Raw genomic sequence first — 20,277 nt, forward strand, 5'->3', positions numbered from 1 at the left:
CAACGAGATCACGTTGATCTCGAAGTCGTCGTTGCGGGTGGCGCCGAGCCGCATCTCAGGCGGTTTCCTGCGCAGCGTCGCGCGGACGCACGACGCGCGCCGATGCTGCGCTTTCGGAATGTGCCGAAAGTTCGTCCATCAACACGATCACATCCTTCTCCATGTCGACGACGTAGTCGGTGACGAGGCCGCGGAAATAGCGATGGAAGAAGTACGCCGGGATCGCCACGCACAGACCCGCGGCCGTGCATACCAGCGCCTCGCCGATGCCGCCGGCCATCTTGAGCGGATCGCCGACGCCGGAGACCATCACCGCGAAGAACATGCGGATCAGGCCGAACACGGTGCCGAGCAGGCCGAGCAATGGGGATATGAGCGCGATCGTGCCGAGCGTGTTGAGGAAGCGCTCGAGCCGGTGCACGACGTGGCGACCGGTGTCCTCGACGCGCTCCTTCATGATCTCGCGCGAGCGCATGCGCACGCTGAGCGCGGCGGCGAGAATCTCGCCGAGCGGCGAGTTTTCGCGCAGCGTCTCCACGTGCTGCGGGTCGAGCTGGCGGTTACGCGCCCATTCGCGCACCTGCGTGGTCAGGCCGGGCGGAATCACCGAGCTGCGCCGCAGCGTCCAGAAGCGCTCGAGGATGATCGCGATCGCGATCGCCGAACAGATCAGGATGGGCAGCATCGCCCAACCGCCGGCCATCAAAATTTCCAGCACGCAATATTCCTCTCAGGCTTCCGCTTCGGCTGCGAATCATACCAGCGAAACGCATCGGCTTAGCGCGTTTGGTGACGCGTTCGACTATTGCGCTTCCGCGCTCGATTTTCGCCGCCGGCGCTCATTCGCGCCAGTACGGATGCCGGTCGATGCGGCCCTGCTCGATCAGCCGCGGTGCAGCGTCCGCGGCGAAGCGGAAATCGGCGAAGCCGCTGCGCGGCGTGTCCAGCAACGACACGCCGGCCGCGCGATAGCGCCCGACGATCGCGGGGTTCGGATGATTGAAATGGTTGCGGTAGCCCGAAGAGACCAGGGCCAGCTCGGGCCTGGTTGCATCGATGAACGCAGTGCTCGAGGAGGTCTTGCTGCCGTGATGCGGCACCTGCAGCAGCGTATGCGCCGCGATTGGCGCCAGCGCTGAAACCACCTCGCCTTCCACTGTCGCGGTGATGTCGCCGGTCAGCAGCAGCGCATTGTCGCCGCTGCGCACTTCGAGCACGCAGCAGCGGTCGTTGTTCTTCATGGACAGCGGCTCGTGCGGATGCACAATGCGGAAGGCGACGCCGTTCCAGTTCCACGCCTCGCCGGCGAGGCATTGCGTCGCCGCCACGTGCAGGCGCTCCGGCTCGCCGCCGCTCACCGCCGCCTGCGGAAATGCGGCGAGCACTGCTGCGGCGCCGCCGGCGTGATCGTTGTCGCCGTGGCTGACGATCAGCCGATCGACGCGGATGACGCCGATCGCATGCAACGCCGGCACCACCGCGGCCTCGCCGAGATCGAAACCCGAAGGAAACCTCGCACCGGCGTCGTAGACGAGAGTATGGTCGCGCGTGCGCACGACGACCGACAGGCCCTGCCCCACATCGAGCATCAGCGCTTCGAATTCGCCATCGGCCAGCACATGGCGCGCGGGAACCAGCAACGGCAGGAACAGGACGAGACCGAGGCCACGCGCCGGCATGCCACGCGGCAATAACAACCATGCGGCGCCGAGCATCGCCAGCGCGAACGCCCAGATACTCGGCTCCGGGAAATACCACAGCGCGCCGGGCCAGTCGGCGATTTGTTCGAGCAGCTGCCACAGCGCGAGCATCGCGTATCCGGCCAGCGTGAGCAGCGGCGCGCCCAGCGCTGGCACTGCCAACTGCAAAACAGCGCCGGCAACGCCGAACGGCAGGATCAGGAAGCAGACCACCGGCACGGCGATCAGGTTCGCGAGTGGCCCGATCAGCGAGCTCTGGCCGAAGAACCAGATCGTCAGCGGCAACAAGCCGAGGCTGGCGACCCCTTGCGCGCTGATCATCTCGCGCCACCAGGATCGACGCTCGCCGCGACCGCCGAGACAGAACATCAGCCAGGCCACGCCGACGAACGACAGCCAGAATCCGGCGCTGAGCACGCACAACGGATCGAACGCGAGCAGAGCGATCACGGCGAACGCGAGCCCGTGCACGGGCGCACGCGCGCGGCGCATGAGGTTCGCGGCGAGCAACATGCCGATCATGACCAATGCCCGCCGCGTCGGCAGCCCAAGCCCCGAGATCGCCGCGTAGCCGAGCGCGAAAGCGATGCTCGCGAGCGCTTCGATCAGCGGCGCGGGCCAGCGCAGGGTCAGGCGCGGCGCGAGCTTCCACAACAGGCGCACGAGCAGCACGCCGAAGCCCGCGAACAGTGCGATATGCAATCCGGAAATCGCAATCAGGTGCGGAATACCGGTTGCGCGCGCGACGTTCCACTCGTGCTCGTCCATCGCGCGCTGGTCGCCGAACGCGAGTGCGCGCAGCACATTGCTTTGCGGACCGGGGCCGAGCGTGTCGGCAATGCCCTGAGAGATGTGTCGGCGCAGGCGTTCGACGCAGAACCTGCGCTCGCCTGTCGCCGCGTTGAGCGCGTCCTCACGCACGTAGCCGGTTGCGGTGATGCCCTCGGCCAACGCGTAGCGCTCGAAGTCGAACGCACCCGGATCGATAAGGCCGCGCGGTCGTTTCAGGCGCACATGCACGCGCCAGCGCGAGCACGGCTCGATGTCGGGAACGACGGTCTTTTCGCTCGCGTACCAGTGCAGGCGCAGCGTGCCGGAAACCGGAACCCGCTGGCCGTCGCGCTCGGCCGCGGCGACAGCCAGGTCAAAGCGGGTGGCGTCGTCCTGCGCGTACGGCAGGCCGAGCACGGCACCGGTGACGACGATGTCCTCGCCTTCGAGCGCCGCGGGCAGCCGTGCCGAAAGCGTGAGGTCCGCACGCCAGATCGTCCACGCGGCGCCGAGCAGGACGTAGCCGAGCCAGCGCCAGCGGCTGGGTAACGCAATCAGGGCCAGCGCGACAACGGTCAGCACGAGCGTGATCCACAGCGGCGGCAGACCCGTCAGCATCTGCACCGCAACCGTGCCTGCGAGCAGCGCAACGGCAGTCGCGACGCTGAACAACTGCGGCAATGGAAACCTCATGTTTCCCCCTCCCGTTCCCCGGAGAAGGATACTTGTTCGCAGCGGCTTATGCCTGCAAAGGTTCGGTGAGACCGCCGCCATGCAGTTCGAGCACGCGATCCATGCGCCGCGCGAGCGTTCGGTCGTGGGTGACGAGGACGAAACTCGTGCCGATCTCGCGGTTGAGTTCGAGCATCAGCGCGTAGACCTGTGCGGCGTTCTTCTCGTCGAGATTGCCGGTCGGTTCGTCGCCGAGCACGCAGGCCGGGCGCGTGACAAGTGCACGCGCGACCGCACAGCGCTGACGCTCGCCGCCGGACAGTTCGCCCGGCTTGTGCGCGATGCGATGCGCGAGGCCGACGCGGTCGAGCAGTTCGTTTGCCTGCCGCTTTGCTTCGGCGACCTTGGTGCCGCGGATCAGCAACGGCATCGCGACATTTTCCAGCGCAGTGAATTCGGGCAGCAGATGGTGGAACTGATAGATGAAGCCGAGCGAGCGGTTGCGCAGCTCGCCGCGCTCGCGGTCGGACAGCTTCGACATCGCACGGCCCTCGACCTCGACCTCGCCGGAACTCAGGGTATCGAGTCCACCGAGGATATGCAGCAGCGTGCTTTTGCCCGTGCCCGAGGCGCCAACGATCGCGAGCGTCGAAGCACGTGCAAGCTCGAAGCTCACGTTGCTCAGCACCCGAGTGCGCAGCTTGCCTTCAGCGTAGGTCTTGGCGACGTTGCTTGCGCGCAGGACGATATCGTTGTTCATCGCATCACTCATAGCGCAACGCCGCCGCCGGCTGCGTGCGCGCCGCGCGCCAGGCCGGGTACAGGGTCGCGATCAGGCAGAATGCCCAGGCGATCGCGGCGACCCAACCGACATCGCTCCAGTGCAGGTCGGACGGTACCTCGTTGATGTAATAAATGTCGGCCGGCAGGATCTCGAAGTCGAACGTGTGCTCGAGCCACTTCGCCACGACCGGGATGTTCCACGCAAGCAGCACGCCACCGACCAGGCCAAGCAATATCCCGAAGCTACCGACGATCACGCCCTGCACGGTAAAGATGCCCATGACCTTGTTCGGCGAGATGCCGAGCGTGCGCAGGATGGCAATGTCGGCCTGCTTATCGGTGACGAGCATGATCAACGTCGAGACGAGGTTGAACGCGGCGACGCCGACGATCAGCGAGAGGATGATGAACATCACCGTCTTCTCCATCTTCACCGCGCTGAAGAAGTTCTGGTGGCTCTGTTCCCAGGTCGTGACCTTGAAATACTGGCCGACATGGTCGCGCAGGCCGATGGCGATCTTGTACGCGTCGAACATGTCGTCGAGCTTGAGGCGGATTCCGCCGGCACCGTCGGCACGCAGCAGCGTGACCACATCATCGAGATTCATCAGCGCGACGCCGGTGTCGTACTCGGCAAAGCCGACCGCGAACACGCCGACGACTTCGCAGTTCTTGGCACGCGGCACCGCACCGATAGGCGTGACGCTGAGCTCGGGCACCATTACCGAGACCTTGTCGCCGACGCGCACGCCGAGTTGCATCGCCAGCTCATTGCCAAGGATCACGTTGAAGCTGCCCGGCTTCAGGTCCGCGAGCGAACCTTTGAGCAGCTTATCGCCGATATTCGAGACTTTCGGCTCCTGCTCAGGCACGAGACCGTGCACGACGGCGGGACTCGAACGCCGGCCGCGCAACAGCGCCTGCGCATCGAGATAAGGCGCGGCGCCGACCACGTGCGGACTCGCCTCGACCTTCTTCACCGTGTCGCGCCAGTCGGCAATGCCGCCGTCGACGCTCTCGATCGAGGCGTGCGCGACCATGCCGAGAATGCGTTCCTGCATGTCGCCCTGAAAACCGTTCATCACGCTCATCACCGCGATCAGCGCCATCACGCCGACCGCGATGCCGAGCATCGACACGAGCGAAATGAACGAGATGAAGTGATTGCGGCGCTTGGCGCGCGTGTAGCGCAGGCCGATGAACAGTTGCAACGGATGGAACATGCAGTTGGAAATCCGTTTACGAAAAGGCTGCAAACTCGCAGAAGACTCGGCTCGTCGGCGTTAAGCGACCGGCTCTTGGGTCGCTTCAACGCCGACAGTTATTGCTGCGCGCAGCGTCAGCAATAACGCAATTGTACGTTGCCGCCCGCGCGCGCGTCAGTTCGACCGCGATCGCGCAGACAGGTTCCTGTACGCGCTTTCATCTACTTGAACCTTTAATAAACCGTGCAGTATTGAAATTAAACTCCGGGGCCTCACTTGGTATCCGAGCATGTGGCGGCCGAAGTAACCGCCAATGCGAAGCGGCCTTCAAGCGCGCTTTGTCGATTCACCACGCAACAACAAAAGCAACGGAGACACCCCATGAAAAATACGCTGTTCGCTATCGCCCTCGCTACTGCTTCGCTGGCCACGCTGCCGGCCGTCACCCACGCCGCCGACGGCGCCGGCGCCTTCGTCAACGGCAACATCGGCCGCTCCAGCCTCGACAAGGGCCTGTACGACGACAACGATACCGGTTACGGCATCAACGCCGGCTATCGCTGGCTGCTGAATCCGAACGTCGCGCTCGGCGTCGAAGGCGGCTACACCGACCTCGGCAAGTTCGACGTCAAGAGCGGCTACAGCGGCCTCGGCCTTGGCCGCGCTTCGGTGAAGGGCTGGACCGCCGGCGTCAACGGCCACTTCAATATCAACCCGCAGTGGTACGTTTCCGGCCGCGCCGGCCTGTTCCGTGCCGACACCAAGGGTTGGACCAACGAGACCGTATCGACCTATGTCGACGACACCAGCACCAAATGGTATGCCGGCGCGGGCTTTGGCTACGACTTCAGCAACAACCTCTCGCTCGGCCTGAACTACGACTACTACAAGACGAGCACGAACCGATTGAACCTCGACCCGGGCCTGTTCTCGGTCAGCGCGGAATATCGCTTCTGAGGCTTGAAATTCCTCGTTGCCGCACCATCTACAATTCAAATCCAACGCAGGGATGCACACAGGGACAACCGGCCTCGCAAGAGGCCGGTTTTCTTTTGCCCGGGATTTTTCTTTCGCACCAATGCGCAAGCGCAAGCGATCGCGCGGCCGACATTTCAATGACCGTCGATCGAATCGGTGCGCGCCAGGCGCACACGCAGACGTCGCCGTGCTTCCTCGTCGACGTTGTCCGGCAGCAGCGCGAACGAACAAGTTCGTTTCGGACCGACGCGCAGCACGAGCACGATCAGTGCGCCGAGCACGACCGCATGGCGCAGCTCGCCGACCTGCTCGTGCTCGGCCGCATCGCGCAGCCGCCAATGACCGGCAGAATGCCACATGACGTGTGCGAACCGCGGATGCAGGAATTGCCACGACGAGTGCAGCGCGTAAGCCAGCACCGCTGTGGCCAGAGCAAGCTTGATCCAGGAATTCAGCCCGCACAGCACGATCGCGACCAAAGCGAGCGCGGCGATCACGGCGATGGCGAGCAGCAGCCAGCGCGAAGGCCGATAGTCAAACGCGATCGCGGGTACGGATTTCATCGATGACGGCACGCCATTGCACATCGTCCGGTGCGCCGTGTCCCTGCAGCCAATGCCACAGCTCGGGATCGGGTTGTTCGAGCAGTTCGGCGAACGCCGCCCTCGCCTTTTCGTCCGCATGGCCGTAGTGCGTATCCAGCCACCCGCCGAGCAGTTGGTCAAGTTCGCGCATGCCGCGCCGGCAGCGCCAGCGCAAGCGGCCCGCGTCGCTCATTTGAGCAATCCGTAGGCGAGCACACCCCAGAGTATCCACAGCGCAAAGCTGCTCGCCACATAGGCGTGGAACCGATGCATGACCTTGTTGTAGCCGCACTGGATCACGCTGTGCACGACACGCAGCGCGACGAATGCCCAGGCAAGCACCAGGGTAACGGCATCGACCTGCGCGGAAAGGAACGCGACGGCCAGCGCTGCATAGAACAGCACCGGCATCTCGAACAGATTGCGGAAATTGTCGGCGGCGCGCGTGTCCTTGAGCCGCGCTGCGGCCTGCGCCGAGTTGGCGATCGACTGCGGATGGATACGCTCGCGCTTCATCTCACCGATGCGCGTGGCATACATGCGCATCTGCACGGCGAAGGTCAGCGCGACCATGGCGACGCCGGGCCAGAAGATCAGACGAGCGTCCACGTGATTCGCTTCCCCAATACGTTGTCTTGCTCGTCATTCCCGCCAGAAGCATGCGGGAATGACAGATGACTATACGCCCTTGCGCTCGACCATCAGCTTCTTGATCTCGCCGATCGCCTTGGCCGGGTTCAAGCCCTTCGGACAGGTATTCGTGCAGTTCATGATCGTGTGGCAGCGATACAGCTTGAACGGATCTTCGAGCTCGTCGAGGCGCGCACCGGTGTCCTCGTCGCGCGAGTCGGCGATGAAGCGGTAGGCCTGCAGCAGCGCCGCGGGGCCGAGGTACTTGTCGCCGTTCCACCAGTAGCTCGGGCACGAGGTCGAGCACGAGGCGCAGAGGATGCACTCGTAGAGGCCGTCGAGCTTGGCGCGGTCTTCCTTCGACTGCAGGCGCTCGCGGTCGGGCGGCGGCGGCGTCTGCGTGCGCAGCCACGGCTTGATCGCGGCGTACTGCGCGTAGAAGTTGGTCAGGTCGGGCACGAGGTCCTTGACCACCGGCATGTGCGGCAGCGGATAGATCTTCACGTCGCCCTTGATCTCGTCGCAGGCCTTGGTGCAGGCCAGCGTGTTGTTGCCGTCGATGTTCATCGCGCAGGAACCGCAGATGCCTTCGCGGCAGGAGCGGCGGAAAGTCAGCGTCGAGTCGATCTCGTTCTTGATCTTGATCAGCGCGTCGAGAACCATCGGCCCACACGAATCCATGTCGACTTCGTACTCGTCGATGTGCGGATTCTGGCCGTCGTCCTCGTTCCAGCGGTAGACGCGGAACGTGCGCACGTTCTTCGCGCCCGCCTTCGCCGGGTACTTCTTGCCTTTCTGGACTTTGGAATTCTTCGGAAGAGTGAACTCAGCCATGTCTGCTACCTGTTATCGATTCGGCGACCGGCTTACGCCGGAATGACGAGCAAGGATCAATAAACGCGCGCCTTCGGCGGCACCGGCTTCACTTCGTCGGTCAGCGTGTTCATGTGCACCGGACGATAGTCGAAGCTGCATGCGCCCTTGGCATCGACCTTGACCAGCGTGTGCTTCTGCCAGTTGACGTCGTCGCGGTCGGGGAAATCCTCGCGCGCGTGCGCGCCGCGCGACTCGTGGCGCTGCTCAGCCGAATTGATTGTCGCGACCGCGTTGTACAGCAGGTTCTGCAACTCGTAGGTTTCGATCAGATCGGAGTTCCATACGAGCGAGCGATCGCTGACGCGCACGTCCTCGAACGAGGCGAACACCTTGTCCATTTTCGCGCAACCTTCCTGCAACGTCTTCGCGGTGCGGAACACCGCGGCATCGCTCTGCATCGTGCGCTGCATGTCGAGACGGACCTCGGCGGTCGCACGCGAACCCTTGGCATTGCGCAGCTTGTCGAGGTTGGCCAGCGCCGCGTCGCAGGCATCGGACGGCAGGATCACGTGCGCAGCACCCGACTTGATCGTCTCGGCGGCACGATTCGCCACCGCACGACCGAACACGACGAGGTCGAGCAGCGAGTTGGAACCGAGGCGGTTGGCACCATGCACCGAGACGCAAGCCGCCTCGCCGATCGCGTACAGGCCTTCGACGACCTTGTCCGGATCGTTGCCGGCCTTCTGCACGACTTCGCCGTGGTAGTTGGTCGGCACGCCGCCCATGTTGTAGTGCACGGTCGGCAGCACCGGGATCGGCTGCTTGGTCACGTCAACGCCGGCGAAGATGCGTGCGCTCTCGGCGATGCCGGGCAGCTTCTCGTGGATCACTTCGGGGCCGAGATGGGTGAGGTCGAGCAGGATGTGGTCCTTGTGCTCGCCGACGCCGCGGCCTTCGCGGATCTCGATCGTCATCGAACGCGAAACCACGTCGCGCGAAGCGAGATCCTTGTAGTGCGGCGCGTAGCGCTCCATGAAACGCTCGCCGTTCGAGTTGCGCAAAATGCCGCCTTCGCCGCGCACGCCTTCGGTGATCAGGCAGCCGGCGCCATAGATGCCGGTCGGATGGAACTGCACGAACTCCATGTCCTGCAGCGCGAGGCCGGCGCGTGCGACCAAGCCGGTGCCGTCGCCCGTGCAGGTGTGTGCGCTGGTCGCGCTGAAATAGGCGCGGCCATAGCCGCCGGTCGCCAGCACGACGCCGTGCGCACGGAACAGGTGCAGCGTGCCTTCGGCCATGTCGAGCGCGAGCACGCCGCGGCAGGCACCCTTGGCATCGAAGATCAGGTCGAGCGCGAAGTATTCGACCTTGAACTGCGCATCGTGCGCGAGCGATTGCTGATACAGCGTGTGCAGCATCGCGTGGCCGGTGCGGTCGGCCGCGGCACAGGTGCGCTGCGCGGGCGGGCCTTCGCCGTACTGCGTCGTCATGCCGCCGAACGGACGCTGGTAGATCTTGCCTTCCTCGGTGCGCGAGAACGGCACGCCGTAGTGTTCGAGTTCGACCACCGCGGCCGGTGCGTTCTGGCACATGTACTGGATCGCATCCTGGTCGCCGAGCCAGTCCGAGCCCTTGATCGTGTCGTAGAAGTGATAGCGCCAGTCGTCCGGCCCCATGTTGCCGAGCGCGGCCGAGATGCCGCCCTGTGCCGCCACCGTGTGCGAGCGCGTCGGAAACACCTTGGTCAGGCAGACGGTCTTCAAGCCCTTCGCGGCAAGGCCGAAGGTCGCGCGCAGGCCCGCGCCGCCGGCGCCGACGACGACCATGTCATATTTGTGTTCGGTGATCTTGTAGGCAGACATTTATGTGTTATCCGTTGGTTTCGTCACTGGCCGATGTAGACGCGAACGATCGCGATGACCCCGGCCAGCGCCGCGCCGGCGCAGACGAACTTGACCGCGAGCTGGGATGCGATCTCGAGCCAGCGCGCGTGCACGTAGTCTTCGATCACGACCTGCAGGCCGAGCTGCGCGTGCCAGAACCCGATGACGACGAACGCGATCAGCCACGCCGCGGCGAACGGATGACGCAGCATCTCGCGCGCATGCGCGTAGTCGCCCGCATGCACGAGCGCGAGGACGAAACCGACGATCCAGATCGTGAGCAACACGAGGGCCACGCCGGTCACGCGCTGGACGATGAAATGATGCGTGCCGCTCTTCGCGCTGCCGAGGCCAGTCACGTCCTTGAGCGGCGTACGCAGGTTGCTGCGGTCCATGCCGGGGGCGCTCATGCCGCACCTCCCTGCGCGGCCCAGACGAGGCCGGTCAGCACGAGGCTGGCGACGATGACGGCGATGCCGCTGCGATACGCCTGGGCGATGCCGAAGCCCTTGCCGACGTCCCAGAACAGGTGGCGAATGCCGTTGCAGAGGTGAAAGAACAGCGCCCAGCTCCAGCCGAACAGCAGGACCAGGCCGAGCCATGAGGCGCAGAACGCACGCGCGGTCGCGTAGGACTCCGGCCCGTGCGCGAGCGCGAGCAGCAGCCAGACCACGAGCAGCAGGCCGACCGCAAGCGCGATGCCAGTCGCGCGGTGCAGGATCGACAGCGCCATCGCCAGCGGCCAGCGATAGATTTGCAGATGCGGTGAAAGCGGGCGGGCATTTTGCGGCATACGGGAACCTTGTATGTGGCTACTGCTTGGCTGAATCGGTTTGCGGAGCGAGATCAGAAGTCGACGCAGCGGCCGTTCTTCTCCCAGTCGCCGTAGCGCGTGGGCTCGAGCCCGTCGCGACCGCCGATCTCTTTCGGCTGCAGCTTCGCAACGCTCGGCTGCGTGGCGGATGATACCGTCTCGGTGCGATCCTGCGGCGCCGGCGCGGCTGGAGTGGTTTCGATTGACTGGGTCGACATGATGCGAGGCTGGCCCCTGTTCGCTTGAGCTTGCTTGACAACCGGCGGGAAATCTCCACATTTCCCGCGATGCACAATTATAACGCCTGGCCCATTACCTGACACGACACCGACTCGCAATCTGCCCGCTCGCAGGGATAACGACGGAATCGGGCCAGCACGCGAAATCCACTCCCATGACCACATCCAACCACATCGCCCTGCCCGCTCCGCAGATCATCGAAATCGCAGGTCCCGATGCGAGCGCGTTTGCCCAGGCGCAGTTCTCGAGCAACCTCGCCGAGCTCGCGAACGGGCACTGGCAGTGGTCTGCCTGGTTGTCGGCGCAGGGGCGCGTGCGCGCCTTCTTCCATCTGCTGCGCGACGATGACGAGCATCTGCGCCTGATCCTGCGCGGCGGCTCGGCGACGAGCTTGCGCGACGCACTCGCACGCTACGTGTTGCGTGCGAAAGCAACGCTGCGCACGATCGAACAGGTTGGCGCATTCGTCGAGCGCCTGCCGCTCGGTGACGACATGAGCGCCGAATCGGCACAAGCGAAGCGGATCGACTACAGCGACGGCAATCGCGCAATCATCCTGCCGGGTTCGCCTCCGCGCCGACTGACGCTGCGCGATGCGGAAGGCACGGCCGTCGATGCGAATGTTTCCGAAGTCGCGCGCAATGCAAACGACCAGGCCGACATCGAGGCCGGCCTGGTCACGCTTGCGCCCGTGCTCGAAGACAAGTTGCTGCCTGCCTGGATCGGACTCGACGCGCTTGGCGCAACGAGCACGAACAAGGGCTGCTATCCCGGCCAGGAAATCGTCGCGCGCCTGCACTTCAAGGGCGGCAACAAGCGTCACCTGCATCGCATCGAGTTCAAGGCGACGCGGCTACCGGAACCCGGCACAGCGCTCGGCGAGGGCGGGCTCATCGTCTGCTCCGCGCGCATCGATGGCGAGCGGGCCGCCGCACTGGCCGTACTCGACGGACAGATCTCTGACACGCCCGACGACCTTTCCACACCCGGAATCTCCGTACTCGCGGTCGAGCGCATCAACGCAAAAGATGAAATGTAAACTATTAGCAAATTATATTTTTCGTCTTTTTCTACAAAGATAATTTGCGGACAAATAGTCTTTTTCCCCTTTTATCATTTGCTTAATCCATTCTGAATGCGCTCGTTCAGGTTTCTGCATTCTTAACATTTGCGCGTTGTGTGCAGCGCACAAATCGACTAACCTGCACGCACTGAAATCTCCGCGTCGTCCTCATTCTTCGGACACGCGTGCTCCGGCATCACAGAAAGCATGCCGGCGCAGCGGAATCGAACGATCCCGCACCTTCGACCGTTCGAGCGCACGATCACTCGCTGCCTGCTCACGGCGGAACAAAATCCCGCACGAAATTCCGCTTGGCGCGCCTTTGTTTCGCGACATGGAATAGCGGTAACGAATTCTCTTGTTGTCGTGAAGTTCGCCCATGAAGCTTTCCCTGCTGCTCTGGCTCGCCTCGATCCTGCCGCAACCCGTGGCCGATCGCGCCTGTCTCGCCGGTGCGATTTATCTCGAAGCGCGCAGTGAACCCGTTGCCGGCCAGCTCGCCGTCGCCGAGGTCGCGCTGCGTCGCGCCGACGGCGGCCAATGGGGCAACTCGGTCTGCTCGGTGCTGACCGCGCCCGGTCAGTTCGCGTTCTCGGTCACGCCGCGCAACTACGTGATGAGCGAAGCCGATGCGCTGCAGCGCTCGTGGGCGATCGCGAACATCGCCATGGCGAACTGGTCGCTGCCTGCGCAGCTGCGCTATTCGGTCGTGCCCAAGGCCGATCATTTCTACGCGACCAATACGCCGACGCCGGACTGGGCACGCGGCTATCCGCTCGCGCGCATCGGCGACCACAGCTTCTACCGCGTCGACTGACGTCGGCGCCGCCGCATTCGGCGGCGAAGCACAGCACCCTTTTCCACTTGCGTCGTGCGGCTAGTCCGCGCGTTCTTCCTCGGCGGATTCGGCGTCCGCGTCGCCGCCGTGTCCGCGACCAACCTTGGCATGCAGCGCGTGCTCGACGCGCCCGCCGAGCAGCATGACGATCACGATCATCGCCGTGCCGACCAGTGCCACATCGATGCGCCCGTGCCCGCACAGTGCGCCGAGCACGGCGGTCAGCCAGATCAACGCTGCGCTGGTCAATCCGTGAATGCGATGTTTGCCGGCCGCGTGCAGGATGACACCCGCGCCGAGAAAACCCACGCCGGTAAGGATGCCCTGCAGCACGCGGCTCTGCGCATCAGTCGATACGCTGCCACTTGGCGACAGCGGCTCGACGACGAGTACCGCGAGCGCCGCGGCCGTTGCCACCACCGCGTGCGTGCGCAAGCCCGCAGCCTGGCCGTGCAGATGGCGCTCGATGCCGATCACGGCGCCGATCAGCAGCGCCGCGCCGAGACGCAAGGCAATCATTCCGAGATCGTCGTGCATGGTCGTTTCCTACTTTCCATCCGATGCGCCGATGACGGCGATCGCATCGGAGCAATGTAGCATCCATCCGCAGACAATAAAAAACCGGGCGTGCTCGCGCACGTCCGGTTTCGTTTTGTCGCTGGCGTGAAGCGGTCAGCGCATCAGTTCGAGACGTCCGTCGTTGCGGCCGCCGCGGATGACGACGCGGTCGCCGATGCGGAAACCCGGATTGTCGTACTGGCCGACCCAGGCTTCATGGCCGTCGTCGAGTTCGACGTAGTAGCGCCAGGCGTAGCCTGAGGCTGCACGGGCGTTGTTCGACTCGACCGAGTTGCCGACAACCGCGCCGCCGACCGCGCCGACCGCCGTCGTCGCCGCGCGACCGCTGCCGCGGCCAAACTGGTTGCCGATCAGGCCGCCGATGATCGCGCCGAGAATCGCGCCGCCACCGGTGGTCTGCTGGTCGACGCGCACCTGCTCGATCTGGCGGATCGTGCCGCAGGTGCGGCAGACGCCGTTGTCGCGCCGGTCGTAGCCGCCCTGACTATAGCCACCGCCCTGGTTGTAGCCTGCCGGATCGCGATAGACCACGCGCTCGCGCGGCGGTGGCGCAACGCAGGCCTGCAGGCCGAACAGCGCGACGAGCGCCAATACGATGAGTCCGCGGTGCTTGAACATGATCAATTCCTCTGGATGAGATTCGCGCAAGCATTTTCCACGCTTGCGCAGCAATTTTGCGAGCCACCATGTGAACATTTGCCGAATTCCGGATCCGCGAACCATGGTGCGAAACCGCACACGAATTTCACCATGCCGGGTTAGCATTCAGCATACGGGTAAACGAACGACAGGGGAAACCGATGACAGCCGCGCCTTCGAACCAGCTCAGCGAGCGCATTCGCAACCTCGACGCCATCGGTGCCGCCGGAAAACTCGATGCGGCTGCGGATGCCGACATCGCCGCGGCTCTGGCCGAACTGCGTCCCGGCCAGGCAGTCGACATCCTCGAGCGTTTCGCACCGGCACGACGCGACGCGATCGCCGCCGCCGCGCCGACCGGCGAAGGCGAACAATGGTTGACGCGTCTGCGTTATCCCGCTTCGACGGTCGGCCGCCTGATGGAATCGACCACGCAACCGCTCGCCCCTGCGACCACCGTGCAGGAAGCGATCGATGCGTTGCGCGATACGGTCAAGACGCGACTGGTCACCTATCTCTACGTCGTCGACGCCTCGCAGCGCCTGGTAGGCGTGGTCACGTTCCGCGAGATGCTCTATGCCGAGCGCAGGCAGACACTCGATGAAATCATGGTGCGCGATCCGTTTTCGCTGCGCCCTGACGCGAAGCTCGTCGATGCGATGCGCGAAGTCGTCACCCGCCACTTTCCGGTCTATCCGGTCTGCAACGCCGCAGGCCACCTAGTCGGCCAGGTGCGCGGCCAGGTGCTGTTCGAGGAGCAGGCGTTCGAGATCAGCGCGCAGGCCGGTGAAATGGTCGGTGTCGAGAAGGAGGAACGCACGACGACGCCGTGGCTGCGCGCTCTCAAGCTGCGTCATCCGTGGCTGCAGGTGAACCTGCTGACCGCGTTCGTCGCCGCGGCCGTGGTCGGTTATTTCCAGAACGCGATCAACGCCATCGTCCTGCTCGCCGTGTTCCTGCCGGTCGTATCGAGCCAGTGCAGCAACGCCGGCTGCCAGACGCTTGCGGTCACCTTGCGCGGCATGACCTTGAACGAACTGCGCCCCGGCCGCGCCGGCAAGTTGCTGGCGAAGGAAGCTTGGGTCGGTTTCCTCAACGGCGTGTTCGTCGGTGTCGTCGCCGCCATCGGCATGTACGTGATCGCGCGCATGCAGCACAACGCGCAGGCCCTGCCACTCGCGTTGATCACGCTCGCCGCGACCGCGCTGTCGAGTATTGCCAGCGGTGTCGCCGGCGCCGGCGTGCCAATGATGCTCAAGCGCGCCGGCGCCGATCCAGCGATGGCCTCGAGCATCTTCCTGACCACGGCCACCGATGTGGTCAGCATGGGCCTGTTCCTCGGCATGGCGCAGTGGATGCTGCTGTAGCGCCATGCAGCCGTTGATCGACAGCCATGCGCATATCGACGTCGCCGAATTCGACGTCGATCGCGCGGCCGTGCTCGCGCGCGCGCGCGCTGCGGGCGTGGCGCGCGAGATCGTGCCGGCGATCGCACTCGCCGGTTTCGACAAGTTGCGCGCGCTATGTCGAAATGAAATCGGGCTCTACCCCGCCTATGGCCTGCATCCGATGTTTTTGGCCGAACACCGCCCGGAACACCTCGACACGTTACGCGACTGGATCGAGCGCGAGCGGCCGGTCGCGGTCGGCGAATGTGGACTCGATTTTTTCGTCGAAGGTCTCGACGCGGAAACGCAACGCTTCTACTTCCGCCGCCAGCTCGAGCTGGCGCGCGACTTCGACCTGCCGGTGATCCTTCACGCACGCCGCGCACTCGATGAGGTGATCGCCACGCTGCGCAACGTCGGCAATTCGAGCGGCGTGGTACACAGCTTTTCCGGCAGCGAGGAGCAGGCACGGCAGCTGTGGAAGCTCGGCTTCTGCATCGGCCTCGGCGGTCCGGTCACCTACGAACGCGCACGCCGACTGCGCGGCATCGCCGCGGCAATGCCGCTCGAATTCCTGCTGCTCGAAACCGATTCGCCCGATCAGCCGCTGCACGGTCATCAGGGCGCGCGCAACGAACCCGCGCTGCTGCGCGAAGTCTGCGATTGCATCGCCGCGTTGCGCGGCGCATCGAGCGAGGAAATCGCCGCGGCGACGACACGCAACGCCGAGCGTCTGTTCCGTCTGCCATCGTAGATGGTGCGATTTATCGCACTCGTTCTTTCCACTCCGCAGCCACCCAAAATACGAAGGCGGGCGCGATCGTATCGCTATCTTGCGCACGAGGCGCGCGCAAGTCGCGCCCCTACGACCCCGGCTTGGCGGCGAGGATTTTCTCGAGCACGCGCGACACCGCGACGAAGGCGAACGTGCCGGTCACGTGTGTCGCCGCGCCAAGACCGCCCGAGCAATCGAGCTTGAGCGCACCGTCGCCGGAAACGCGTGTCCTGCACAGCACGCCGTCGGCCCGATCCGTGTGCTCGGATACGCCGCTCGCGTTCTCGCGCGAGAACACGGCCTGCACGCCGAAGTAGCGCTTGGGATTGCGCGTCCAGCCGTAGTCGTCACGCAGCTTCTGCCGTACCAGAGCGAGCATCGCGTCATGCTCGGTCTTCGACAGGTCGCGCGCGGTGACCAGGGTCGGATCGATGCGCCCGCCGGCCGAACCGGAAACGACGATCGGAATCTTGCGCCGCCTGCAGAACGCGATCATTTCGACTTTCACCTTCATCGCGTCGCAGGCATCCAGTACTGCGTCGAAGGGCAGATTCTGCGCGCCTTGCGCAGAATGAAATCCAGGCGTTTCGCGCCCGAGCAGCTCCCACAAATTCGCTGAGGTCAGGAAGCTGGCGACCACATGCACCCTGATCGCCGGATTGATCGCACGCGCGCGCTGCGCCATCACCTCGACCTTGGCGCGGCCGTACTCACCATCGAGCGCGTGCAGTTGGCGGTTGGTGTTGGAGACGCAGACATCGTCTGCGTCGATCAGGGTCAGCTCGCCGACGCCCGAGCGCGCGAGCGCCTCGACCGCCCACGAGCCGACGCCGCCGATACCGACCACGCACACGTGCGCCTGCGCGAGCCGCGCTGCCGCGTCTGCGCCGTAAAGCCGATCGATGCCTGCGAAACGTTCTTTCATCGGTGTAATTATAGCGATCGTCCCTGATCGCGAAGACCAAAGAACAGTTGCGTGAGATATGCTTCGCGCTTCGCCATTTCAATCGGTAGCCATGAAGCAGGTCGTCTTGTTGCTGGTCGGGTTGTTCGTCGGCGCGGCCGGCGCTGTGACCGTCGTCAACACGCTGCGCGCGCGCGATGCCTACGCGCGTGGCGCGATGGACGTGATGCAACACCACTACGCATCGCTGCGCGAGCGCCAGCGCGCAAAACAGTGCAACGCGGTGGCGAACACGATCGCACTCGGCCAGCTGCGCGCGCTGAGCAACGAGATCGAGCCGGCCGTCTATGCCGATGCGACGCCCGAATCGGCGTTCCGCGAATTCAGCACGCGGCTGCGTGATGCGCTCGATGCGGGCATTGCCGCCGCTCCCGGTGATTGCGCTGCGCTCGCGCCGATCGTGGACAAGGTCGGCAAGGTGTGCGACGAATGCCACCAGCAGTATCGCTGAAGGACATACCGCAAAGATAAATCGAATGCCGGCTGCGCCGGTATGGCTTCATGTCGGCAATGGAATGAACTCGGTTTCGCCCGGAACTTTGGCAAACCGCTGCGCGACCCAGTCCTGGCGGGCCTGCTCGATGCGCTCGCGGCTGCTCGAGACGAAATTCCAGTTGAGGTGACGCTCGCCGTCGAGCGGTGCGCCGCCGAAGAACACGGCGTGGCCGCCGTTCGGTGCGACGATCTCGACATCCCCGCCCTCCGCGAGCACGGCCATGCGTTGCGCCGCGAGCGGCTCGCCGCCGACGACCAGATCGGCATCGACGGCGTAGACGCCGCGTTCGGCGTACTCCGCCGGCAGCGTGAAGCGGCCGCCGGCGGCAAACTCGGCGGCAAGATAGAACATCGGCGCGAAAATGCGCACCGGGGCGTGCAGCCCCAAGGCATCACCGGCGACGAGACGCAGGCGTACACCATCGCACTCGATCACCGGCAAGCTCGAAACCGGATGATGATGGAATTCCGGCGCCACTTCTTCGGCCGATTTCGGCAGCGCGATCCATATCTGGATGCCATGCAGCTTCTGACCGGAAGCGCGCTCGGCATCGGGCGTGCGCTCGGAATGGACGATGCCGCGGCCGGCCGTCATCCAGTTGACGTCGCCGGGACGGATGTCCTGCACGCTGCCGAGCGAATCGCGATGGCGAATCGCGCCGTCGAACAGGTAGGTCACCGTGGCCAGACCGATATGCGGATGCGGGCGCACGTCCATGCCCTTGCCGGGCGCCATCGTCACCGGTCCCATGTGGTCGAAGAACACGAACGGGCCGATATGGCGAGCGTCGATATGAGGCAGCAGCCGGCGCACGACGAAGCCGTCGCCGAGGTCGTGGACGCGGCCGTCGATAGAATGGGAAACGGAGTGGCTCATGATGCGGCGAATCCAGCGGTGGTCGATGGCGAAGAGTGTAGCCTCCGCGTCGTTCCAAGTGCAGAACGATGCGTTCGCGCCGGGGCGGCTGGTTTCGACGCGAAGCAGGCATATATTTGCGCCATCGCAATGCAACCGGAGAAACCCCATGGCCAGCGTCAATCCCGTTTCCCACACTGACACCCACCGCCAGGTTGCACGCATCGTGCGCGGCCTGCCGACCAGCGATGGCGCCGGCGTCAAGCTCACGCGCGTGATCGGCCAGCCCGCGCTCGACATGCTCGACCCGTTTCTGATGCTCGACGAGTTCCGCTCGGGTTCCGGCGCGGACTACATCGCCGGCTTCCCCGAGCATCCGCACCGCGGCTTCGAGACCGTGACCTACATGCTCGCCGGACGCATGCGCCATGGTGACAACCAGGGCAACTCCGGCCTGCTCACGCCGGGCAGCGTGCAATGGATGACCGCCGGTCGCGGCATCGTCCATTCCGAAATGCCCGAGCAGGAGGACGGACTGATGCAGGGCTTCCAGCTCTGGGTCAACCTGCCCGCGAAGGACAAGATGACCGCACCGCGCTACCAGGACGTAGCCCCTGAGCGCATTCCGGAAGTGCAACTCGCCCCCGGCGTGAAGGCGCGCGTGCTCGTCGGCGAGCAGGTCGGCGTGCGCGGCCCAGTCGACAACGTCGCGACCGACCCGCTGTATCTGGACCTGCATCTGGATGCTGGCGCCTCGGCCGAGGTCGAGATCCCGGTCGGGCACAATGGCTTCGTCTACGTTTACGAAGGCCAGGCCAAGGTCGGCGACGGCGCTTCGAGTGCGTTGCTGCGCGGCGATCTCGGCGTGTTGAGCCGCGGCGGTGAAAAGGTGCGCATCGAGGCGCCCGTGGCGGCGCGCGCGATCCTCGTCGCCGGGCGGCCGCTCAACGAGCCCGTCGCGAAGTACGGCCCGTTCGTGATGAACACGCAGCAGCAGATCATCCAGGCGGTCGAAGATTTCCGCGCCGGTCGTTTTTGAAAAACCGCGTCGGACAAGTCATTCGGATTCAACCAGGGCGCCCGCTGTGGCGCCCTGCGTTTTTCACGGCCTTAAATCCCGGGTCACAAGGGATGTAATCGTTTTCATCGACAAACAAAAACGCCCCGGCAAACTCCCGATTGCCGGGGCGTGGAAGTAGTTGGCTCTCAGTAAATCAGGCGGGAGCGACTTCGTCCGCCTGCAGGCCCTTTTGGCCCTGAACGACCTTGAAGCTGACCTTCTGGCCTTCCTGCAGGGTACGGAAACCGGTACCCGTGATCGCGCGGAAATGCACGAACACGTCCGGGCCGTTTTCACGGCTGATGAAACCGAAACCCTTGCTGTCGTTGAACCACTTGACGGTACCTACCTCACGATCCGACATAAAAACTCCACAAAAACAGAAAGACAAATCCGCAAGCGCAACACGAGCGGACGACTTACTGGAATGCAGGAAGCTTGAAGTTGACGATGTAGCGATCGAAGGACCAGCGTACGCGGACTCAGGATTCGCCGGTCACAACTCACAACAGCCGTGCAGACACAGTGCTTTGAGCATAAC

At 64.5% G+C, this 20,277-nt stretch carries 25 protein-coding genes; 7 read left to right on the plus strand and 18 right to left on the minus strand.

Going from position 1 to position 20,277, the window contains the following annotated elements:
- Window positions 1-55: 55 nt before the first annotated feature.
- From VF497_RS16185 to VF497_RS16200, 4 genes are all read right to left on the minus strand, one after another.
- Window positions 56-718 (minus strand): MotA/TolQ/ExbB proton channel family protein, encoded by a 663-nt coding sequence (locus VF497_RS16185; RefSeq protein WP_330890610.1) that lies wholly within the window; start codon window positions 716-718, stop codon window positions 56-58.
- A 121-nt stretch (window positions 719-839) separates the two neighbouring features.
- Window positions 840-3,164, minus strand: coding sequence for a DNA internalization-related competence protein ComEC/Rec2 (locus VF497_RS16190; RefSeq protein WP_330890612.1), 2,325 nt, complete (start codon window positions 3,162-3,164; stop codon window positions 840-842).
- A 46-nt stretch (window positions 3,165-3,210) separates the two neighbouring features.
- Window positions 3,211-3,903 (minus strand): lipoprotein-releasing ABC transporter ATP-binding protein LolD, encoded by a 693-nt coding sequence (lolD, locus tag VF497_RS16195; RefSeq protein ID WP_330890614.1) that lies wholly within the window; start codon window positions 3,901-3,903, stop codon window positions 3,211-3,213.
- Window positions 3,904-3,907: 4 nt separating this feature from the next.
- The gene (locus VF497_RS16200; RefSeq protein WP_330890616.1) at window positions 3,908-5,149 is read right to left on the minus strand and encodes a lipoprotein-releasing ABC transporter permease subunit; all 1,242 of its coding nucleotides are present in this window, start codon (window positions 5,147-5,149) and stop codon (window positions 3,908-3,910) included.
- Window positions 5,150-5,512: 363 nt separating this feature from the next.
- Here VF497_RS16200 and VF497_RS16205 point away from each other — a divergent pair, with 363 nt between their 5' ends.
- On the plus strand, window positions 5,513-6,088 hold the full coding sequence (locus VF497_RS16205; protein WP_330890618.1) for a porin family protein: 576 nt from the start codon (window positions 5,513-5,515) through the stop codon (window positions 6,086-6,088).
- Window positions 6,089-6,243: 155 nt separating this feature from the next.
- Here the strand turns inward: VF497_RS16205 and VF497_RS16210 are convergent, their stop codons facing one another.
- From VF497_RS16210 to VF497_RS18560, 8 genes are all read right to left on the minus strand, one after another.
- Window positions 6,244-6,672, minus strand: a complete 429-nt coding sequence (locus VF497_RS16210) for a protein YgfX (RefSeq protein ID WP_330890620.1) — start codon at window positions 6,670-6,672, stop codon at window positions 6,244-6,246.
- Entirely contained in the window at window positions 6,644-6,886 is a 243-nt protein-coding gene (locus VF497_RS16215; protein ID WP_330890622.1) for a succinate dehydrogenase assembly factor 2, read from the minus strand. Before VF497_RS16215 ends, VF497_RS16210 begins: the two co-directional genes overlap by 29 nt.
- Window positions 6,883-7,302 (minus strand): MAPEG family protein, encoded by a 420-nt coding sequence (locus VF497_RS16220; protein WP_330890624.1) that lies wholly within the window; start codon window positions 7,300-7,302, stop codon window positions 6,883-6,885. The genes VF497_RS16215 and VF497_RS16220 overlap by 4 nt, the downstream gene beginning before the upstream one ends.
- A gap of 69 nt (window positions 7,303-7,371) precedes the next feature.
- On the minus strand, window positions 7,372-8,157 hold the full coding sequence (locus tag VF497_RS16225; protein WP_330890626.1) for a succinate dehydrogenase iron-sulfur subunit: 786 nt from the start codon (window positions 8,155-8,157) through the stop codon (window positions 7,372-7,374).
- Window positions 8,158-8,213: 56 nt separating this feature from the next.
- Window positions 8,214-10,004: a succinate dehydrogenase flavoprotein subunit gene (gene sdhA / locus VF497_RS16230; RefSeq protein ID WP_330890628.1), complete on the minus strand. Its 1,791-nt coding sequence runs from the start codon at window positions 10,002-10,004 to the stop codon at window positions 8,214-8,216.
- A gap of 23 nt (window positions 10,005-10,027) precedes the next feature.
- Window positions 10,028-10,435: a succinate dehydrogenase, hydrophobic membrane anchor protein gene (gene sdhD / locus VF497_RS16235; RefSeq protein WP_330890630.1), complete on the minus strand. Its 408-nt coding sequence runs from the start codon at window positions 10,433-10,435 to the stop codon at window positions 10,028-10,030.
- Window positions 10,432-10,818, minus strand: a complete 387-nt coding sequence (sdhC, locus tag VF497_RS16240; RefSeq protein WP_330890632.1) for a succinate dehydrogenase, cytochrome b556 subunit — start codon at window positions 10,816-10,818, stop codon at window positions 10,432-10,434. Before sdhC ends, sdhD begins: the two co-directional genes overlap by 4 nt.
- A 53-nt stretch (window positions 10,819-10,871) precedes the next feature.
- The gene (locus tag VF497_RS18560) at window positions 10,872-11,057 is read right to left on the minus strand and encodes a DUF1674 domain-containing protein (RefSeq protein ID WP_414706931.1); all 186 of its coding nucleotides are present in this window, start codon (window positions 11,055-11,057) and stop codon (window positions 10,872-10,874) included.
- Window positions 11,058-11,233: 176 nt separating this feature from the next.
- On the opposite strand from VF497_RS18560, the gene VF497_RS16250 reads away from it, so the two are divergent.
- On the plus strand, window positions 11,234-12,118 hold the full coding sequence (locus VF497_RS16250) for a folate-binding protein (RefSeq protein ID WP_330890636.1): 885 nt from the start codon (window positions 11,234-11,236) through the stop codon (window positions 12,116-12,118).
- A gap of 192 nt (window positions 12,119-12,310) precedes the next feature.
- On the opposite strand, the gene VF497_RS16255 is transcribed toward VF497_RS16250, so the two are convergent.
- A complete protein-coding gene (locus VF497_RS16255; RefSeq protein WP_330890638.1) occupies window positions 12,311-12,523 on the minus strand; it encodes a hypothetical protein in 213 nt (70 codons plus the stop codon).
- Here VF497_RS16255 and VF497_RS16260 point away from each other — a divergent pair.
- Window positions 12,522-12,959 (plus strand): cell wall hydrolase, encoded by a 438-nt coding sequence (locus VF497_RS16260; RefSeq protein WP_330890640.1) that lies wholly within the window; start codon window positions 12,522-12,524, stop codon window positions 12,957-12,959. The two genes, VF497_RS16255 and VF497_RS16260, sit on opposite strands and share 2 nt — an antisense overlap.
- A gap of 60 nt (window positions 12,960-13,019) precedes the next feature.
- Here VF497_RS16260 and VF497_RS16265 read toward each other — a convergent pair whose 3' ends face one another.
- Window positions 13,020-13,517 carry an MgtC/SapB family protein gene (locus VF497_RS16265; protein WP_330890642.1) on the minus strand — a complete coding sequence of 166 codons (498 nt, stop codon included), beginning with the start codon at window positions 13,515-13,517 and terminating at the stop codon, window positions 13,020-13,022.
- A 135-nt stretch (window positions 13,518-13,652) separates the two neighbouring features.
- The gene (locus VF497_RS16270; protein ID WP_330890643.1) at window positions 13,653-14,177 is read right to left on the minus strand and encodes a glycine zipper 2TM domain-containing protein; all 525 of its coding nucleotides are present in this window, start codon (window positions 14,175-14,177) and stop codon (window positions 13,653-13,655) included.
- A gap of 182 nt (window positions 14,178-14,359) precedes the next feature.
- On the opposite strand from VF497_RS16270, the gene VF497_RS16275 reads away from it, so the two are divergent.
- Both VF497_RS16275 and VF497_RS16280 read left to right on the plus strand, forming a co-directional pair.
- Entirely contained in the window at window positions 14,360-15,565 is a 1,206-nt protein-coding gene (locus VF497_RS16275) for a magnesium transporter (protein ID WP_330890645.1), read from the plus strand.
- A gap of 4 nt (window positions 15,566-15,569) precedes the next feature.
- The gene (locus VF497_RS16280) at window positions 15,570-16,340 is read left to right on the plus strand and encodes a TatD family hydrolase (RefSeq protein ID WP_330890647.1); all 771 of its coding nucleotides are present in this window, start codon (window positions 15,570-15,572) and stop codon (window positions 16,338-16,340) included.
- A gap of 109 nt (window positions 16,341-16,449) precedes the next feature.
- Here the strand turns inward: VF497_RS16280 and VF497_RS16285 are convergent, their stop codons facing one another.
- Complete coding sequence (locus VF497_RS16285) at window positions 16,450-17,286, minus strand: tRNA threonylcarbamoyladenosine dehydratase (protein WP_330890649.1); 837 nt, start codon at window positions 17,284-17,286, stop codon at window positions 16,450-16,452.
- A 91-nt stretch (window positions 17,287-17,377) separates the two neighbouring features.
- Here VF497_RS16285 and VF497_RS16290 point away from each other — a divergent pair, with 91 nt between their 5' ends.
- Window positions 17,378-17,776, plus strand: a complete 399-nt coding sequence (locus VF497_RS16290) for a hypothetical protein (protein WP_330890651.1) — start codon at window positions 17,378-17,380, stop codon at window positions 17,774-17,776.
- A gap of 48 nt (window positions 17,777-17,824) precedes the next feature.
- Here the strand turns inward: VF497_RS16290 and VF497_RS16295 are convergent, their stop codons facing one another.
- Window positions 17,825-18,697, minus strand: coding sequence for a pirin family protein (locus VF497_RS16295; protein ID WP_330890653.1), 873 nt, complete (start codon window positions 18,695-18,697; stop codon window positions 17,825-17,827).
- A 148-nt stretch (window positions 18,698-18,845) separates the two neighbouring features.
- Here VF497_RS16295 and VF497_RS16300 point away from each other — a divergent pair, with 148 nt between their 5' ends.
- A complete protein-coding gene (locus tag VF497_RS16300) occupies window positions 18,846-19,715 on the plus strand; it encodes a pirin family protein (RefSeq protein ID WP_330890655.1) in 870 nt (289 codons plus the stop codon).
- A 175-nt stretch (window positions 19,716-19,890) separates the two neighbouring features.
- Here the strand turns inward: VF497_RS16300 and VF497_RS16305 are convergent, their stop codons facing one another.
- Window positions 19,891-20,100: a cold-shock protein gene (locus tag VF497_RS16305; RefSeq protein ID WP_018974731.1), complete on the minus strand. Its 210-nt coding sequence runs from the start codon at window positions 20,098-20,100 to the stop codon at window positions 19,891-19,893.
- Window positions 20,101-20,277 lie beyond the last annotated feature (177 nt).

This window comes from Rudaea sp., from assembly GCF_036383415.1.
Lineage (GTDB): Bacteria > Pseudomonadota > Gammaproteobacteria > Xanthomonadales > Rhodanobacteraceae > Rudaea.

What these genes read in the sequence shown, in the direction of transcription:
- VF497_RS16205 (WP_330890618.1), top strand. Translation starts at nt 5,513, where the DNA reads ATGAAAAATACGCTGTTCGCTATCGCCCTCGCTACTGCTTCGCTGGCC.
- VF497_RS16215 (WP_330890622.1), bottom strand. Translation starts at nt 6,886, where the DNA reads ATGAGCGACGCGGGCCGCTTGCGCTGGCGCTGCCGGCGCGGCATGCGC.
- sdhC (WP_330890632.1), bottom strand. Translation starts at nt 10,818, where the DNA reads ATGCCGCAAAATGCCCGCCCGCTTTCACCGCATCTGCAAATCTATCGC.
- VF497_RS16285 (WP_330890649.1), bottom strand. Translation starts at nt 17,286, where the DNA reads ATGAAAGAACGTTTCGCAGGCATCGATCGGCTTTACGGCGCAGACGCG.
- lolD (WP_330890614.1), bottom strand. Translation starts at nt 3,903, where the DNA reads ATGAACAACGATATCGTCCTGCGCGCAAGCAACGTCGCCAAGACCTAC.
- VF497_RS16265 (WP_330890642.1), bottom strand. Translation starts at nt 13,517, where the DNA reads ATGCACGACGATCTCGGAATGATTGCCTTGCGTCTCGGCGCGGCGCTG.
- VF497_RS16190 (WP_330890612.1), bottom strand. Translation starts at nt 3,164, where the DNA reads ATGAGGTTTCCATTGCCGCAGTTGTTCAGCGTCGCGACTGCCGTTGCG.
- VF497_RS16305 (WP_018974731.1), bottom strand. Translation starts at nt 20,100, where the DNA reads ATGTCGGATCGTGAGGTAGGTACCGTCAAGTGGTTCAACGACAGCAAG.
- VF497_RS18560 (WP_414706931.1), bottom strand. Translation starts at nt 11,057, where the DNA reads ATGTCGACCCAGTCAATCGAAACCACTCCAGCCGCGCCGGCGCCGCAG.
- VF497_RS16250 (WP_330890636.1), top strand. Translation starts at nt 11,234, where the DNA reads ATGACCACATCCAACCACATCGCCCTGCCCGCTCCGCAGATCATCGAA.
- VF497_RS16270 (WP_330890643.1), bottom strand. Translation starts at nt 14,177, where the DNA reads ATGTTCAAGCACCGCGGACTCATCGTATTGGCGCTCGTCGCGCTGTTC.
- VF497_RS16210 (WP_330890620.1), bottom strand. Translation starts at nt 6,672, where the DNA reads ATGAAATCCGTACCCGCGATCGCGTTTGACTATCGGCCTTCGCGCTGG.
- VF497_RS16225 (WP_330890626.1), bottom strand. Translation starts at nt 8,157, where the DNA reads ATGGCTGAGTTCACTCTTCCGAAGAATTCCAAAGTCCAGAAAGGCAAG.
- VF497_RS16255 (WP_330890638.1), bottom strand. Translation starts at nt 12,523, where the DNA reads ATGGGCGAACTTCACGACAACAAGAGAATTCGTTACCGCTATTCCATG.
- sdhA (WP_330890628.1), bottom strand. Translation starts at nt 10,004, where the DNA reads ATGTCTGCCTACAAGATCACCGAACACAAATATGACATGGTCGTCGTC.
- VF497_RS16260 (WP_330890640.1), top strand. Translation starts at nt 12,522, where the DNA reads ATGAAGCTTTCCCTGCTGCTCTGGCTCGCCTCGATCCTGCCGCAACCC.
- VF497_RS16290 (WP_330890651.1), top strand. Translation starts at nt 17,378, where the DNA reads ATGAAGCAGGTCGTCTTGTTGCTGGTCGGGTTGTTCGTCGGCGCGGCC.
- VF497_RS16295 (WP_330890653.1), bottom strand. Translation starts at nt 18,697, where the DNA reads ATGAGCCACTCCGTTTCCCATTCTATCGACGGCCGCGTCCACGACCTC.
- VF497_RS16280 (WP_330890647.1), top strand. Translation starts at nt 15,570, where the DNA reads ATGCAGCCGTTGATCGACAGCCATGCGCATATCGACGTCGCCGAATTC.
- VF497_RS16275 (WP_330890645.1), top strand. Translation starts at nt 14,360, where the DNA reads ATGACAGCCGCGCCTTCGAACCAGCTCAGCGAGCGCATTCGCAACCTC.
- VF497_RS16200 (WP_330890616.1), bottom strand. Translation starts at nt 5,149, where the DNA reads ATGTTCCATCCGTTGCAACTGTTCATCGGCCTGCGCTACACGCGCGCC.
- VF497_RS16300 (WP_330890655.1), top strand. Translation starts at nt 18,846, where the DNA reads ATGGCCAGCGTCAATCCCGTTTCCCACACTGACACCCACCGCCAGGTT.
- sdhD (WP_330890630.1), bottom strand. Translation starts at nt 10,435, where the DNA reads ATGAGCGCCCCCGGCATGGACCGCAGCAACCTGCGTACGCCGCTCAAG.